At 67.5% G+C, this 13,276-nt stretch carries 15 protein-coding genes, 4 tRNA genes and 1 rRNA gene; 1 reads left to right on the forward strand and 19 read right to left on the reverse strand.

What is annotated here, in order from left to right; translation table 11 throughout:
• The 14 genes from IT361_15565 to eutM all read right to left on the reverse strand — a co-directional run.
• Positions 1 to 533, reverse strand: a 16S ribosomal RNA gene (locus tag IT361_15565); the annotation flags it as partial.
• Between the two features lie 409 nt (positions 534 to 942).
• Positions 943 to 1,015 (reverse strand) — tRNA-Lys (locus IT361_15570).
• 21 nt (positions 1,016 to 1,036) lie between these two features.
• Positions 1,037 to 1,113: transfer RNA gene (locus tag IT361_15575), tRNA-Arg, on the reverse strand.
• A 45-nt stretch (positions 1,114 to 1,158) separates the two neighbouring features.
• Positions 1,159 to 1,232: transfer RNA gene (locus IT361_15580), tRNA-Pro, on the reverse strand.
• Positions 1,233 to 1,269: 37 nt separating this feature from the next.
• Positions 1,270 to 1,884 carry a non-canonical purine NTP pyrophosphatase gene (locus IT361_15585; GenBank protein MCC6319096.1) on the reverse strand — a complete coding sequence of 205 codons (615 nt, stop codon included), beginning with the start codon at positions 1,882 to 1,884 and terminating at the stop codon, positions 1,270 to 1,272.
• Positions 1,881 to 2,603, reverse strand: a complete 723-nt coding sequence (gene rph, locus IT361_15590; GenBank protein MCC6319097.1) for a ribonuclease PH — start codon at positions 2,601 to 2,603, stop codon at positions 1,881 to 1,883. The genes IT361_15585 and rph overlap by 4 nt, the downstream gene beginning before the upstream one ends.
• Positions 2,575 to 3,510, reverse strand: a complete 936-nt coding sequence (rfaE2, locus tag IT361_15595; protein ID MCC6319098.1) for a D-glycero-beta-D-manno-heptose 1-phosphate adenylyltransferase — start codon at positions 3,508 to 3,510, stop codon at positions 2,575 to 2,577. The genes rph and rfaE2 overlap by 29 nt, the downstream gene beginning before the upstream one ends.
• Positions 3,422 to 3,919: a hypothetical protein gene (locus IT361_15600; GenBank protein MCC6319099.1), complete on the reverse strand. Its 498-nt coding sequence runs from the start codon at positions 3,917 to 3,919 to the stop codon at positions 3,422 to 3,424. Before IT361_15600 ends, rfaE2 begins: the two co-directional genes overlap by 89 nt.
• Positions 3,894 to 4,544: a hypothetical protein gene (locus IT361_15605; GenBank protein ID MCC6319100.1), complete on the reverse strand. Its 651-nt coding sequence runs from the start codon at positions 4,542 to 4,544 to the stop codon at positions 3,894 to 3,896. The genes IT361_15600 and IT361_15605 overlap by 26 nt, the downstream gene beginning before the upstream one ends.
• Positions 4,507 to 4,917, reverse strand: coding sequence for an acyl-CoA thioesterase (locus tag IT361_15610; protein MCC6319101.1), 411 nt, complete (start codon positions 4,915 to 4,917; stop codon positions 4,507 to 4,509). The genes IT361_15605 and IT361_15610 overlap by 38 nt, the downstream gene beginning before the upstream one ends.
• Before the next feature lie 3 nt (positions 4,918 to 4,920).
• Positions 4,921 to 5,964 carry a hypothetical protein gene (locus IT361_15615; protein MCC6319102.1) on the reverse strand — a complete coding sequence of 348 codons (1,044 nt, stop codon included), beginning with the start codon at positions 5,962 to 5,964 and terminating at the stop codon, positions 4,921 to 4,923.
• Positions 5,961 to 7,451: an aldehyde dehydrogenase family protein gene (locus IT361_15620; protein MCC6319103.1), complete on the reverse strand. Its 1,491-nt coding sequence runs from the start codon at positions 7,449 to 7,451 to the stop codon at positions 5,961 to 5,963. The genes IT361_15615 and IT361_15620 overlap by 4 nt, the downstream gene beginning before the upstream one ends.
• Positions 7,452 to 7,463: 12 nt before the next feature.
• Positions 7,464 to 7,937, reverse strand: coding sequence for a BMC domain-containing protein (locus tag IT361_15625; protein MCC6319104.1), 474 nt, complete (start codon positions 7,935 to 7,937; stop codon positions 7,464 to 7,466).
• A complete protein-coding gene (gene eutM, locus IT361_15630; protein ID MCC6319105.1) occupies positions 7,924 to 8,217 on the reverse strand; it encodes an ethanolamine utilization microcompartment protein EutM in 294 nt (97 codons plus the stop codon). The genes IT361_15625 and eutM overlap by 14 nt, the downstream gene beginning before the upstream one ends.
• Positions 8,218 to 8,353: 136 nt before the next feature.
• On the opposite strand from eutM, the gene IT361_15635 reads away from it, so the two are divergent.
• Positions 8,354 to 9,130 carry a UDP-2,3-diacylglucosamine diphosphatase gene (locus IT361_15635; GenBank protein ID MCC6319106.1) on the forward strand — a complete coding sequence of 259 codons (777 nt, stop codon included), beginning with the start codon at positions 8,354 to 8,356 and terminating at the stop codon, positions 9,128 to 9,130.
• A gap of 18 nt (positions 9,131 to 9,148) precedes the next feature.
• Here the strand turns inward: IT361_15635 and IT361_15640 are convergent, their stop codons facing one another.
• The 5 genes from IT361_15640 to IT361_15660 all read right to left on the reverse strand — a co-directional run bounded on the left by IT361_15640 (position 9,149) and on the right by IT361_15660 (position 13,253).
• Positions 9,149 to 9,802, reverse strand: a complete 654-nt coding sequence (locus tag IT361_15640) for a hypothetical protein (GenBank protein MCC6319107.1) — start codon at positions 9,800 to 9,802, stop codon at positions 9,149 to 9,151.
• A 33-nt stretch (positions 9,803 to 9,835) separates the two neighbouring features.
• Positions 9,836 to 9,932, reverse strand: a tRNA-Sec gene (locus tag IT361_15645).
• A gap of 86 nt (positions 9,933 to 10,018) precedes the next feature.
• A complete protein-coding gene (selD, locus tag IT361_15650) occupies positions 10,019 to 10,987 on the reverse strand; it encodes a selenide, water dikinase SelD (protein ID MCC6319108.1) in 969 nt (322 codons plus the stop codon).
• 160 nt (positions 10,988 to 11,147) lie between these two features.
• A complete protein-coding gene (locus IT361_15655; GenBank protein ID MCC6319109.1) occupies positions 11,148 to 11,528 on the reverse strand; it encodes a RidA family protein in 381 nt (126 codons plus the stop codon).
• 51 nt (positions 11,529 to 11,579) lie between these two features.
• The gene (locus IT361_15660) at positions 11,580 to 13,253 is read right to left on the reverse strand and encodes a formate--tetrahydrofolate ligase (GenBank protein MCC6319110.1); all 1,674 of its coding nucleotides are present in this window, start codon (positions 13,251 to 13,253) and stop codon (positions 11,580 to 11,582) included.
• Positions 13,254 to 13,276: the final 23 nt, after the last annotated feature.

The raw sequence follows: 13,276 nt of genomic DNA on the forward strand, positions 1-13,276 counted from the left end.
CGGACAACGCTCGCACCCTCTGTATTACCGCGGCTGCTGGCACAGAGTTAGCCGGTGCTTCCTCACTCGGTACCGTCAGTCTCCTCGAAAGGAGGTTTCGTCCCGAGCAACAGGAGTTTACACCCCGAAGGGCGTCATCCTCCACGCGGCGTCGCTGCGTCAGTCTTTCGACCATTGCGCAATATTCCCCACTGCTGCCTCCCGTAGGAGTCTGGGCCGTTTCTCAGTCCCAATGTGGCTGGCCATCCTCTCAGACCAGCTACCCGTCATCGCCTTGGTGGGCCATTACCCCGCCAACTAGCTGATAGGCCGCGAGCCCCTCTAGAGACGCGAAAGCTTTCCTCACCAGGCCAGGAAGCCCGATGAGCGTATGCGGTATTACCCGGCCGTTGGGCCGGCTATCCCCCATCTCAAGGTAGGTCGCTCACGTGTTACGCACCCGTTCGCCGGTGACCCTTGCGGGCCCCCTAGACTTGCATGTGTTAAGCACGCCGCCAGCGTTCGTCCTGAGCCAGGATCAAACTCTCCAAAAGTTTGAAAAGGCTCTGTGTTCGATCCACCAGACCGAAGCCCGGTCGATCCGAATCACTTGTTGTACAGTCAGACTTGTTCTCTCCCCGAGACCGTCTAAGTCCCGGATCGACGAGTCCGCCTCGCACATCCATGAACGCTCGAATTTCGATTTTCAATCAGCTTGTGCCCCGCGTCTGCGGGAGCCTTCAATTATATCCGGGTCAGCTGCCCCCGTCAACCCCTCCGTCGCCTCGCCTCCAGAACCACAAGACGTCCGACGGAGAACGCCAATCCTACTCGCTTGCTCCGACACACGCAAGGCCGCGCCCCACGCCCCCCGGCCCCTCCCCCACCTCGCCCCACGCCTGCCTAACGACCCCCTCCCAACGCAAACGAGGGCAGCCAACCGGGCCGCCCTCGCTCACGTCATGCTCCCTGTAGGAATCGAACCTACAACCTAGCGATTAAGAGTCGCTTGCTCTGCCAGTTGAGCTAAGGGAGCGCTGTTGCACTCGGTTTGCCATGGTGCGCCAGGAGGGAATCGAACCCCCGACCCACAGCTTAGAAGGCTGTTGCTCTATCCAACTGAGCTACTGGCGCTTCAACCCAGGGCCACCCTCGCTGCCCAAGGACCATCATTGCGAGTCGGGGCGGCCGGATTCGAACCGGCGACCTCCTGCTCCCAAAGCAGGCGCGATACCGGGCTACGCTACGCCCCGCGAGGGAGACGGAAACGTAGTTTCGCCCCGTCGGATGTCAACGTCCGTGGCCAAGGCGCGTGAGCAGCGCGCGAATCGCCCGACCCCGATGGCTCACGGTCGCCTTTGCCTCACGCGATACCTCGGCAAACGTCCCCTGCACCTCGTCCGACCAGAAGTACGGATCGTAACCGAAGCCTCCACTTCCGCGTGGCGCTTCGAGGACGCGTCCCGGCGCTTCCCCGCGCGCGCAGGCCTCAGCCGCCCCATCGAGCCACGCCGCCACGCACACGTAGCGCGCCGAGCGATCGGACTTCCCGCGAAGCGCTTGCTGGAGCCTGGCGTTGTTCGCCGCATCGAGCGCGTCGCCCTCGAGACCCTCGCGCCAACCCCATCGCCGGGAGTGCACGCCAGGCTGGCCGCTCAGCGCCGTCACCTCGATGCCCGAGTCATCAGCGACCACGGCACGACCACCTGCACGCGCAAAGAAGTAGCGCGCCTTGGCAAGTGCATTGGCCTCGAAGGTCTCAAAGACCTCGATCGCGTCCTCTTCCGGAGCAACCGCCACACCGACGTCATGCAGGCCCAACGTGCGGATCCCGAACTCCTCGAACAGGGGACCGAGTTCGCGCACCTTGCCCACGCTGCGCGTCGCGAGCACCACCTCCTTCATGCGCCCAGGACCGCGGCCTGGCGTGCGAGCAGCTCGTGCACGCCGACGCCGGCGAGGTCCAGGAGCCGATCGAGTTCCGCGCGATCAAAGGACCCATGCTCTCCGGTTCCCTGCACTTCGATGTAACGCCCTTCACTCGTCATCACGACGTTCATGTCGACGTCCGCGGCAACGTCCTCCTCGTACTCCAGATCGAGGCGCGGCTCTCCACCCACGACGCCAACGCTCACGGCGGCCACGCGCCGCCGCACGGGAGACGAGGCGAGCTTGCCCTGGCGCACCATCCAGTCGAACGCGTCCACCACGGCGACGCAGGCGCCGGTGATTGCCGCCGTGCGCGTGCCGCCGTCAGCCTCCAGCGCGTCGCAATCGATGCGGATGGTGTGCTCCCCAAACGCGAAGTCATCGAGCATCGCCCGAATGCTGCGCCCGATGAGTCGCTGGATCTCCTGCGTTCGCCCTCCCACCTGGGATCGCTCCCGCGACGTTCGGGTGCGCGTCGAGCGCGGCAGCATGGAATACTCCGCCGTCAGCCAGCCCTGCCCGCTTCCCTTGCGCCAACCGGGCACCCCGGTCTCGACCGACGCGGCGCAGAGAATTCGCGTGTTGCCGAAACTCACGAGGCACGAACCCTCGGCATTGCGGACCGCGCCGCGTTCGAGAATCACGGGGCGGAGCGCGTCGGAGCGCCTATGCTGTCTTGGACTGGCCTGGGTCACGGAGCCTGGCAATGGTGGAAGTGGTCGAGTGTCCCGGCGTCAGTGGCACGATGACCACTTCCCCGCCACGCGCGCGCACCTCGGCGGCACCGACGACGGTGTCGGGAGTGTAATCACCACCCTTGACGATGACATCGGGCTGCAGGGCGAGAATCAGCTCGCGTGGCGTGTCTTCGTCGAACAGGGACACGGCATCGACCATCTCGAGGGCAGCGAGGACGATGGCGCGCTCGGCCTCGCTGCGGACTGGCCGATCGGGGCCCTTGAGCCGGCGGACCGAAGCATCGGCATTGAGTCCGACCACCAAGGCATCGCCGCACGCGCGCGCGTGCCGCAACACGTCGAGGTGGCCCGGGTGCAGGAGGTCAAAGACGCCGTTGGTAAAGGCGATCCGTCCGGGCTGCGCGGCGCGCCATGCGACCAGCGCATCCCGGGTGAAGAGCTTGCGGGCGGGATCAAAGAGCGTGTGCGTCACAGGCCTTCGCTCACCGATGGCGCGAAGCGGAGGGTTCGCACGAACATCGGGAACTCGACGGTCTCGTGATACTCGGCGGAGATGGTGATGCGGTTGGCGCTGCGACGCACACGCACCTGACTGGCATCCTCCGGAAGGTCCAACGAGTCTGCGAGCGCTCGCAGGTGCTTGCGAATGTCGTCGTCGGAGTTCTGCCGGGCGAAGCGCGCTTCCTGCGCCATGGCGTCGCGGAACCGGTAGAAGCGGACGTAGACCTCCGCGACATTGGCGCCGAAGTAGGCCACCGCAGCGCCGATGAGCAGGGTGACGAGGCACCCGAGCTTGCTGGCGCCACCGCGCGGCGCTACCACTGCGACTGCGCTCCTTCGATGATGTCACCGACGAGTCGCTGGATGGCCTGTTTGCGGCCCGCCGCCTCCTCACGCTCGGCATATTCCGCCTCGGTGCTCACCCCCGTCTTTTCGAAGAGCGCCTTGCCGGTGGTCTGGTCGACGATGGCGACATCAACGACCAACTGCAGCTTGCGCCTCGCCGAAGTGGCGCGGGACGGGTCCGAGGAGAACGTCACGGGGACATCCACTTCGTAGCGCACGATCTTTCCGCGGACGATCGCCGAGGCGCGAGATTCCGGGGCCGCACGGAGGCCCAGGCGCGACGCGAGGCCCTTGCGCAGCTCGTCAGTGAACTCCTGCGACAGCTCAGCGCTCGGCGTGTCGTTGTCGAAGGGCAGGACAGCCACGCTCCGCACATGCGAAGGAAAGCCGCCGCCGCTCGACATGGAGTAGAGGCAACCCGTCAGCAGGAGCGCGAGGAGACTACGGGCGCCAGATGTCCTGCGCATACGGAGGGTCCTGGAATCGGCGCAGAGCCGAGAGGGTGAGACTGCGACGACCGGAAAAGTGGCGGTAGACGATGCTTGTCGCATCGCGGCGCACCTGCTCGCGCAGTCGGCCGCCTTCGATGCGGCCGAGGCTGACGAGCGCCGTGTCGCCAAAGGACGCACGAAACACGATTCCCTGTCCGATCTCCACCCGAAGGGTATCGCCATCCATCCTCGCGACGGTGTCGGATCCGGTCACGCGAAGCACCCCGAGCGCCGCCCACAGCAGCGGCACGGGAGGAAGATAGCGTCGTCCGTCGTCTCCCGCCGTACGGAGTGAGTCCGCGATGAGGATCGCGCCCCCGGATCCGACGCCCCCATCCACGAAGAAGTCGAGACGGACGCTGTCGGGTGGCGCCAGTCGCGCCACCCCTTCGCCCCTGGCACCGAAGATCGGATCATCGTAGACCCATCGGAACACCAGCCTTGCGTGGCCCGCGGGGAGCGCGGTGCGCGGCAAGGGGCCGCTGAACGGCACACCCGCCATGGGTCGCACGCGAGGGGCGACACACGCCATGAGCAGCGTGGCGACTGCGGGCCACACCAGCCTAACGAATCGAATCGAGACCCATGGCAAGGCGTTCACGCAGGGCGGGCGGGATAGCGGTGAGGCGGTTGCCGGGGTCGATGGCCACCAGATCGGTGCGCGCCGAGACGAGCCTGGCTCCGGTGGCCGCGTTACGGATCAGGTACTCGAAGCTAACGCCCCGGGAGCGCACGTCCGTGAGCCGGGTCTCGATATCCAGAAGGTCGTCGTAGCGCGCCGGTGCGTGAAACCGCAGCGACGCGTCCGCCACGGCGAGGAGCACGCCCTGCCGCTCCATCTCAGCGTAGGGTAGCCCGAGGGTCCGAATCAGCTCGGTTCGCCCGATCTCACAGTAGGCGAGGTACTCGGCGTGATACACGACGCCCATCTGATCGGTTTCACCGTAGCGTACACGGACCTGGGTCACGTGCATGGCTCAGTCGCACGCCAGGCCGAGCGCCCTGGCGCGATCACGCGCCCCGGGCGTGAGCAGCGCCCCGCGCGGAATGGCCTCGCCGCGCGAGGCGAGCGCGAGCACATCGCGCTCAGTCACCAGCGGTCGTCGCGGCCTGGCGCCCGTTGCGCGATTCAGCACGACCGCCGAGTCGCCCTGCCTCACGCCCACAGCACGCGCCTCATCCACGTCGAGGTGCAGCTCGGTGGCGTGCGAGCTTCCGCAGCGCACGAGCACCCCTTCCAGCACAGCGGCTCGCGCGCCGCTCCCGCACCGAACGGAGATGACATCGCCATCGGCCAGGTGCCACCGGCGACCGTCGTCGAGCGAAAGGTGAAGGTGCCGTGCCGGGACGATCACGCCACCGTGCAGCGCGATGGTCGTCAGGGCGCCCTCGAGCGTGACGCCGCCGACGGAGGCGTCGAGGCGGCCCGAGTTGGCAACCGGCGCCGCGACACCAATTCGCGCCGCATCGCCCGGCGAGAGTTCCACCTGGGTCGCAGCGCGCGCGGGCCCGACCACACGAACGCCGTCGATGCGACCCGTGGGACCGATCACGTTCACGCGCTGATCGGCGGCGAACTCGCCGGGTTGAGAAAGCGGCCGATGCACGGTGAGGGAGCCGAACAAACGCTCGGCATCGCCGGCCGAAAGGTGGACGTGCCGGTTGGAGACGCCGATGGGCACCTTGATGGAGCCACCTCGCTGGCGCGAGGTCGTGATGTGTGCGCGCGAACCTTGTGGGACTCGCACCGGACCCTTGCCGGCTGCGGCGGCGCGAATGGAGGCGGCCGCAGAGCCGGGATCATCGCGGTGCGTGGACGGGCGCGCCGACTGGCCCGGCGCGACGTCATCGAGGGTGAGCGCGGCCGCCGACCAGACCGGTGCTTCCCTCGGACCTCGAGGCGGCGCCGGTCGCACGGGGATCGGGAGCCATGGGCCGCTTGCTGGCGATGGCGACGACGTGACGCGCTCGATCTCGGCGGCGATCAGTGCGGCGAGGCGATCGAGTTCGTCCGATGTCATTGACGAGCGGCGCGAAATGTGGCGAGGAAGTCGTCGACGATTCGACCAACATCCAGCGAGTCCGCGGTCGGGCGTGCGGGTGGCGCATCGGGCCCCGTGGCGCGCGTCGAGATCGCGCTGCCACGCAGAGGATCGCGATAGGGCCGGATCTCCTCGCCCATGCGCTTGATGTTCATGAGGTGGAGCGGCGTGATGTTGTCGGAGGTGATGCTGCCACCCCACGATCCTGGGCCGAGCGTCATGGCCGGGGCGAAGCCGGTCGTGTAGCCGACCGCGCCGATCGCGGTGTTGGTGTTGACCACGATGCGAAACGCGGGCTTCTCTTCGAAGAACCGTTCGATGACCGCGCGGTCGCGGGAGTGGATCCCCAGCGTATGTCCGACGCCACCGTGGTGCAGGAGTTCGATGGCGCGTTCGCAGCAGGCCTCCCACCCATGTTCGACATAGTAGCCGAGGACCGGGCAGAGCTTCTCGCGACTGAGCGGATCGGAGCGCCCAACGGTAGACAGCTCAACGATCATAAGGCGCGCCGATGCCGGGATCGCGAATCCGGCGGCGGCGGCGATGGCCTGCGGTTGAACTCCGACGACATCCGGGTTGATGCCCTTCCCCGATGGCGGAATCATGTATCGCTCGAGCAGCGCCTTCTCGCCTGACGAGCAGAACCAGGCGCCTTCTCTCACGAACAGATCGCGCACCGCCGCGGCGACCGGCGCATCGACGATCACCGAGTTCTCCGACGAGCAGAGGACGCCCGCATCGAACGTTTTGCCATCGACGACATCGGATACCGCCTTGGCGAGGTTGGCGGTGCGTTCGATGATCGCGGGGACGTTGCCCGGCCCGACGCCGTAGGCAGGTTTGCCCGCGGTGTACACGGCACGGACCATGTCGGAGCCACCGGTAGCGAGCAACACGGCGGTATCGCGGTGACGCATGAGCGCATTGGTGCTCTCGAGCGTCGGTCGCGTGAGCACGTTCACGAGCCCCGGGGGCGCTCCCGCCTCGACCGCGGCCGCCTCGAGGAGGCGTCCCGCCTCGACCGTGCAGCGCACGGCACGCGGATGCGGCGACATCACGATGGCGTTGCGCGCCTTGAGCGAGATGAGGGCCTTGTAGATCGCCGTGGACGTCGGGTTGGTGGTCGGGATGATGGCACCGACGACCCCCATGGGCACGGCCAGTTCGCGCACCTTTCGCGCGCGATCCTCGCGCAGGACTCCAACGGTCTGCAGCGGGAGGATGTATTCGAGGAGCACGTCGGACGCGAAGCGGTTCTTGACGATCTTGTGTTCGTAGACGCCCATCCGGGTCTCGTCGACGGCGGCCCGCGCCAGCGCTTCGGCCGCGCGGCTGGCGGCATGGCCCATCGCCGCGACGATCGCGTCGACCTGCACCTGCGAGGCCCGGGCGAAGCGGCGCTGCGCGGCGGCCGCACGCGCGACGAGATCCCGCGCCTCCTGGATGCTGAGCAGGTCGGCGTCCACGGACCCGAGGGCTCAGCCCTTGAGCGACCGGAAGGCGCTCAGCAGTTCGTCGCGCCCGGCGCGGGCGACGTCGCGGCCCTTGAGAGGGAAGTTCACGGTGCGTCGCGCGAGGGAACGCAGCTCGACGACCTTCAGTGATTCGAGGCGGGCGAAATCGATCCGGTCGCGCGACACGAGTGCGTCGGGAACCTCGTCGTCTTCAGCAACGGAGGCGATGTCGTCGTGGGGCCGAGGAATGACGTGGACCGCCACGAGCTGACCGACGCGCTGTGCGGCGGCCGCACCGGCGTCGCACGCCGCTTTGACGGCCGCGACGTCCCCGAGGAACTTGACCGTCACGAGGCCTGCGTCCGCGCGCTCAGTCCCCAGCAGCCGGACGTTCGCCGCCTTGGCGCCGGCGTCAGCGGCCTCGATCGCCCCGATGAGCCCGCGTGTTTCGATCAACCCGAGCGCGTCCTGGGACCAGCCTCGATCAGGCGCTGTCACCGAGGGCGCCCTGCGGCAGGATCAGTTCGAGTTCGGCGTGCGGCCGCGGGATGACGTGCACCGAAACGAGTTCACCGACGCGTTCTGCGGCGGCGGCGCCCGCGTCCGTGGCCGCCTTGACGGCACCGACGTCACCGCGCACGAACACGGTCACGTAGCCACCGCCGACCTTTTCCTTGCCGATGAGCCGCACGTTGGCCGCCTTCACCATCGCGTCCGCGGCCTCGATGGCCCCGACCAGTCCTTTCGTCTCGATCAGGCCGAGCGCGCTCTGAGCCATAGTTGTGCGTCGCAGGTTGCAGGGAACCTCGGCATCGCGCCGAGTGATGACGCCGCGCACGGGTAGGCGGAGTCGTGGCGAAGATGTGTGCTCCACCGGCCTTTGTAAAGCCTGCGGGAGCGCGTATACTCGGCCCGTGCTCCCGGCCCCGTGCTACATCGTCTCCGATGCGCACCTTGGCGTTGCTCCGCGTGCTTCGGAGCACGGCCTCGTGTCATTTCTCCGGCACGCCCGACAGGACGCGAGGTCGCTGGTGATCAACGGCGACCTGTTCGACTTCTGGTTCGAGTGGCGCAGCGTCATCCCGCGGATCGGATATCGGGTGCTGGCCGAAGTGGCTGCGTTCGCCGACGCAGGCATCCCCGTCCTGTGGGTGGCCGGAAACCATGACTGCTGGGGTGGCCAGTTCCTGCGCGACGATGCCGGGATCGACTACCGGTTTGGCCCATGGCGCGGGACGATCGGGGGCTGGCAGGTGCGGATCGACCATGGCGACGGTCTCCGTGGTGCCGAGGACCGCCGGTACCGATTCGTCCGACCGCTGCTCCGCAATCGGGCGGCGATCTGGGCGTACCGGCATCTCCTTCACCCGGACTGGGCCAGCCGGATCGCGTTAGGCACTTCGGCGACGAGCCGCACCTACAGCGCCGCGGACAACGGGGAGGGTCTCAAGCGGGTGGCGTTCCGCGACCTTGCCGCCGACCGCGCACTGGACCTGATCGTGTTCGGGCACTCGCATGTGCCGGCGCTGGTCGCGTCGCCGACGGGTGGACTCTACGGCAATGCCGGCACCTGGCTCGGCGACAGCACCTACCTACGGCTTGCCGACGAGCACGTCACGCTGCTGCGCTGGAAGGGGTCACACGGGGAGCCGATCGCGCATCATTCCCGCCCGGCACCAGCCGAAGCCTGAGGCCGGGCTGGGTGCCGCCTATCGAAAGGTGACGCGGGCGCCGACCCCGGTGGCACCGGACGGCAGCCGCCGGAACTCGAGCTGGCCCGGCAGGTCCCAGAGGTGGGCGGAAACAAACGCGTCGGCGCCGGAGAACAGGTGTGTGAACGCGAGCATGGCCACCCAATCCTCATAGTGCAGCCGGCGCGCCTTGAGACGACTGCGCAGCTCGTTCCGGTCGTCGGTCGCGTAGCGATTGGGCACGAGCGATTTCACCTTGGGCCGTCCCTCGGCATCGAAGACCGGAAGGCCGGTGTTGGCGTCGATCTCGTACACGTCGACGATCCGTTCGCGCACCCGGCGCTTGGCGATGGCGAGGTCGTAGCGCGACTTGACCAGCATCGTGATCGCGCTCATCTCGAACGCGACGTACACGGCACCGGCCGTCGGGCGCTGCAGTCGCGACTGGCCGAGTCCCGGAACGGCGAGTGAATAGAGAAACGCGCGCCTGGGCGAGATGGGTGGAGCCAGGCTGTCACGCACCGACGGCCGCGGGGCGACCCGATCCGGTCGCACCGGTACGACCCGAGCCGTGTCGCGAACCTGCGCGCCGGTGGGCCGCGCGACACCGACCAGCCACAACGCAACCGCGAGGTGCTGCGCGGCTCTGGCGAAGCTCGGAAAGGGCGTCACAGGCAGTGTCGCGTGTCGAGTCCCGGAGGTCGGTGGCGGGAGCGTGCGGGAATCGAACCCACCCGACCCGGCGATGCCGGGTCACGGCCGTTTTGAAGACGACGGAAGCCACCAGGCCCCATCCGCTCCCATACCCTGTTGGCATCCACGGCACGTGAGCCCAAAGCCTCGGCCATCGCCTCGGCGTCGTCCCGCCTTCGCGGGCGACGGACTCTCTTACTCCAGGACCAGCAGGTGTTCCCCGCGCTCGGTCACCTCACCAATCACGACCGACCCCGGGACGCGCGAAAGATAGTCGGCCACGCGTTCGCGGGGACAGGCAACGAGCAGACCACCCGACGTCTGCGGATCGATGGTGAGCGCGCGCTGTTCGACCGATGCCGCCCCCCAGTCCACGAGCGGCTCAAGATACGAGAGGTTGCGCTCGGCTCCCCCGGTGCGCACGCCGGCGCGGAGCGCTTCGCGAGTGCCGGGCAGCGTCGGGAGGCTCGTCAGGCGGATGCGCAAGGTGACACGACTGGCCCTGGCGATGTGCGACCCATGCCCGAGGAGTCCAAAACCAGTGACGTCAGTGGCGCAACGCAGCGCGAGGTCGACCGCCGCCGCTGCCGCAATGTCGTTCAGGCGTACCATGCTGTCGAGCATGGCCTGCTCGTCGCCCAGGCGCGCAGTGTCACGCTTGACGGCCGTGGCCACGATCCCCGTGCCCAGCGGCTTCGTGAGGATGAGCACGTCTCCAGCGGTCGCGCCAGCATTGGTGAGCATCCGGTCGGGGTGCACGCGTCCGGTCACCGAGAGACCGAACTTGAGCTCCTCGTCGTTGATGGTGTGACCTCCGATGAGCACCGCACCGGCTTCGTGCACCTTGTCCTGCCCACCGCGGACAATGTCGGTGAGCACCTCCAGCGGCAGCGCGCCGGTGGGGAATCCGACGATGGACAACGCCGTCATGGGAACGCCGCCCATGGCGTAGACGTCGGAGAGTGCGTTGGCCGCCGCGACCTGACCAAAGACGTACGGGTCATCGACGATGGGCGCAAAGAAATCCACCGTCTGGACGAGTGCGAGCTCGCTCGTCAGGCGGTAGACGCCGGCGTCGTCGAACGACTCACGCCCCACGAGAATGGCAGGATCATCGCGCACGGGCAGCGGCGCGAGCGCTTTCGTCAGGTCTCCCGGACCCATCTTGGCGGCTCAACCCGCACAGCGCGCAAACTGTGTGAGCCGGAAGATCCTGGCGCGTTCGTCGGTCATGGTGCGTGGTGTCGAACCGGCCGATGCAGGTATCGGCCGTGCACCGAACCTTAGCGGGGCCGGCGAGGTTGCGTCTACCGGGGTGCGTCGATCAGGGAACGCGGGCCACCGCTTCGATCTCGACCAGCACGCCGCGCGGCAGCGCGGACACCTGCACGGTGGACCGGGCGGGTCGCGCATCACCGAGCGCACGGGCGTAGACCTCGTTCACGCGCGGGAAGTCCGCCAGATCGTGAAGAAACACCGTGGTCTTCACGACATCGCGCCAGCCGCAGCCCGCCTGGGCGAGCACCGCTTCGAGATTGGCGAGCACGCGCTCGGTCTGCGCCACGACGTCGCCGCTGACGACGCTCATCGTGACCGGGTCGAGGGCGATCTGGCCGGCAGTGAACAGGAAGCCACCTGCAACGATGCCCTGGGAGTAGGGACCGATCGCAGCGGGCGCGTTTTCGGTGTGAATGTGACTGAGCACGGTCAGGCGGATGACGGGTGGATGCTGCTGAGGTATGATCGCTGCCGGCTCCTAGGACAACCCCGAGATGGTCCCATCCGCGGTCACGTGCATCCGCTGCGCCGCCGGATCCTTTGGCAGTCCGGGCATCGTCATGATATCGCCGCATTGCGCCACCACGAATCCGGCGCCTGCGGACGGGTAGACCTCGTTGACCGTGATGGTGAATCCGGTCGGCCGTCCAAGCCTGGTGGCGTCGTCCGTGAGCGAGTACTGGGTCTTCGCCATGCACACGGGTGTGTCATGGAGCCCGATGGACTCGAGGTAGTCGATGGTTCGCTCGGCTTTCGGCGAGAAGTCGACGCCATCGGCACCGTAGACCTTGCGCGCGATGGTCGTGACTTTCTCCCGGATCGGCCGGCCCGCGTCGTAGATCGGCGCGAACCTGGAGCCGCCCTCGGCGAGCATCGCGATCACTTCGTGGGCGAGTTCCAGCCCGCCTTCCCCGCCCTTCGCGAACACTTCATTCATGGCAACGCGTACGCCGGCCTTCTTCGCGGCGTCGATCACCATCTTCAATTCCGCATCGGTATCGGAGGCAAATCGGTTCACGGCCACGACGATTGGCGTGCCAAACTGCTTCACGTTGTCAATGTGGTGCTGAAGGTTCGGCAAACCACGTTCCAGGGCGCCGAGGTCTTCGCGCGCGAGGTCCTTTTTGCTGGCGCCACCGTTCATCTTGAGCGCGCGCACCGTGGCGACGAGTACCGAGGCTTCGGGGACGAGTCCCCCGGCGCGGCACTTGATGTCGAAGAACTTCTCGGCGCCCAGGTCGGAGCCAAAGCCCGCTTCGGTCACCACGATGTCGGCCAGCGCGAGACCCGCGCGCGTTGCGAGGATCGAGTTGCAGCCGTGGGCGATATTGCCGAACGGGCCCGCGTGCACGAAGGCCGGGCCTCCTTCGAGCGTCTGCACCAGGTTGGGGCGGATCGCGTCCTTGAGCAGCATCGCCATCGCGCCGGCCACGCCGATGTCGCCCGCTCGGACGGGGGTGCGTGCGGCGCCGTACGTGGAGCCGACGATGATGCGAGCGAGTCGCGCCTCGAGGTCGGCAAACGAAGTGGAGAGCGCGACGATCGCCATGACCTCCGACGCCGGGATGATGACCCAGCGCTCCTCGCGCACCACGCCTTCGGCGGGCCCTCCGAGGCCGATCACGGCGCGGCGAAGGGCGCGATCGTTCATGTCGATCGTGCGCGGCCACGTGATGCGCCGCGGATCGATGTTGAGGACATTCCCCTGTTGCAGGTGGTTGTCCGTCATCGCGGCCAGCAGCGCGTGTGCCGTCGAGATGGCGTGGAAATCACCGGTGAAATGGAGGTTGATGTCCTCCATCGGCAGCACCTGCGAATATCCGCCTCCGGCCGCACCGCCCTTCATGCCAAAGACAGGGCCGAGGCTGGGCTCCCGGATGCAAAGGGCCGTCCGCTTGCCGATACGTCGCAGCGCCTGGGCGAGGCCGACGGACGTGGTCGTCTTGCCTTCACCCGCCGCGGTGGGATTGATCGCGGTGACGAGGACGAGGCGCCCGCGCGCGGGACGCTGCGTGACCTCGAGCGGGATCTTCGCCTTGTACTTGCCGTACAGGTCGAGATCATCGGGCGTGAGGTCCAGTTCGGCGGCGACGTCAGCGATGGGACGGAGCTTTGCCTGCTGGGCGATCTCGATGTCGGTTGGAAAGGTCATGGCGTGGACGGCGGGTCAGTTGA

The organism is Gemmatimonadaceae bacterium, assembly GCA_020846935.1.
Taxonomy (GTDB): Bacteria; Gemmatimonadota; Gemmatimonadetes; order Gemmatimonadales; family Gemmatimonadaceae; genus RBC101.